Below are 1,203 nucleotides of genomic sequence, written 5' to 3' on the forward strand. Positions count from 1 at the left end.
TGCGATTCGCCGGATCGTGGGCCTGAGCCTGGTCGAGGCGATGCGGGTGCTTGCCCCCGACCAGCCGGATGCGATGCATCACCAGCTGGCGAGCGACTATAAGGCCGCCTTCTTTCGCCTGCGCACGGCGGGCGCGATGGAGCCCGAGCCGCTGTTCGACGGCATCCCCGCGCTGCTCGATCATCTGGCGAGGGAGGGCTGGCTGATGGGCGTGGCGACGGGCAAGTCGGATCGTGGCCTCAATCGGGTGTTGGCGGAACATGGCCTCAGCCATCACTTCGTCACGCTGCAAACCGCCGACCGGCATCCATCCAAGCCCGATCCCTCGATGGTGCTCGCCGCGATGGCCGAGACCGGCGTCTCGGCACAGGATGTCGCGATGATCGGCGATACGAGCTTCGACATGGCGATGGGCAAGGCGGCGGGCGCCTTCGCGGTCGGCGTCGCCTGGGGATATCATGACGTGACGGAACTGGTGAACGCGGGCGCCGAGGTCGTGGCGCAAGAGGTTGCGGACCTGCCCGCCCTGCTGGTGCGGGCATGAGCGGCGACACGCGCGCGCGGCGGCACTGGTTCATCATCATGGGGGTGCGCCTGATCGGCGTGGCGGGCGCGCTGTTCGGCGTGGTGCTCGCCTCGCGCGGGGTGGCATGGCCGCACAAGGCGCTGGGTGTCGCCATCATCCTGTCGGCGCTGGCGATGATCGCGATCGTACCCGCGGGGCTGGCGCATCGTTGGCGGAGTGGGGGCGAATGAAGCGGTTCTGGACAAATGTCTCGGTCGATACCGAGCGGGTGGTGCGGCTCGACGACCGGCCGGTGCGCACGCCGGGTCGGGTGCCACTGGCGCTGCCGACGCCCGCGCTGGCCGAGGCGGTGGCGGAGGAGTGGCGCAGCGTCGGGGAGACGGTCGACCCGCGTGCCATGCCGCTGACCGGCCTTGCCAATGCGGCGATCGACCGGATCGCGGCGGACCCGGCGCCCTTTGCGGACGGGCTGGCGCGCTATGCGGAAAGCGACCTGCTCTGTTATCGCGCCGACTCGCCGCCGGAGTTGGTCGAGCGGCAGGATGCGGGGTGGAACCCACTGCTCGACTGGGCACGCGATCGCTACGACGTGCATTTCACGCTGGTGACGGGGATCATGCATCAACCCCAGCCCTCCGCGACCGTCGAGCGGCTGGCGCAGGCGGTGGCGGCGGTCG

The 1,203-nt window shown here is 70.1% G+C and carries 3 protein-coding genes; all 3 read left to right on the forward strand.

Annotated features, from left to right (window positions below):
- Positions 1–544 (forward strand): HAD-IA family hydrolase (locus U1700_RS14935; protein WP_332753469.1); only part of this gene is annotated, 544 nt, incomplete at its 5' end.
- The gene (locus U1700_RS14940; protein ID WP_056433321.1) at positions 541–756 is read left to right on the forward strand and encodes a hypothetical protein; all 216 of its coding nucleotides are present in this window, start codon (positions 541–543) and stop codon (positions 754–756) included. The genes U1700_RS14935 and U1700_RS14940, both read left to right, overlap by 4 nt.
- Positions 753–1,203, forward strand: a 451-nt coding sequence (locus U1700_RS14945; protein ID WP_332753470.1) for an ATP12 family chaperone protein, incomplete at its 3' end; no start/stop codon positions are given. The genes U1700_RS14940 and U1700_RS14945, both read left to right, overlap by 4 nt.

This window comes from Sphingomonas sp. RB1R13, from assembly GCF_036663775.1.
GTDB lineage: Bacteria > Pseudomonadota > Alphaproteobacteria > Sphingomonadales > Sphingomonadaceae > Sphingomicrobium.